We start from the raw sequence: 438 nt of genomic DNA on the forward strand, positions 1-438 counted from the left end.
GCCTGATAGTGTTTTTCATCGAGGTCGCGATACGGCCAGGCTCGGCGGAACATCGCCAGCAATGCGTCCTCCGACCCCTCCTGGCAACTGACCTCGGCAATGATCTGCTGCGCCAGCACGTCCAGCGGTTTTTCCGGAATGTGCAGCGTATCGAGCTCGCCCCGACGCACGCAGTCGAGCAGGGCGGCGCATTCGATCAGATCGTCGCGGGTGGTGGCGAACAAACGCCCCTTGGGCGTGCCGCCGACCTGGTGTCCGGAGCGACCGACCCGTTGCAGAAACGCAGCAATCGAACGCGGCGAACTGATCTGGCAGACCAGGTCGACTTCACCGATATCGATGCCCAGTTCCAGTGATGCAGTGGCGATCAGCACTTGCAGCTCGCCGCGCTTGAGCCGTTGTTCGGCGTCGAGGCGAGCTGCAAGTGCTGATCGCCAC

At 63.0% G+C, this 438-nt stretch carries 1 protein-coding gene; it reads right to left on the reverse strand.

Annotated elements, in window-relative coordinates; all coding sequences use genetic code 11:
* Positions 1 to 438: helicase-related protein (locus tag J5M71_RS28680; protein WP_207839062.1), on the reverse strand; the 438-nt coding region annotated here is incomplete at both ends.

Origin of the sequence: Pseudomonas sp. 43(2021) (assembly GCF_017490805.1) — a bacterium.
Classification (GTDB): Bacteria; Pseudomonadota; Gammaproteobacteria; order Pseudomonadales; family Pseudomonadaceae; genus Aquipseudomonas.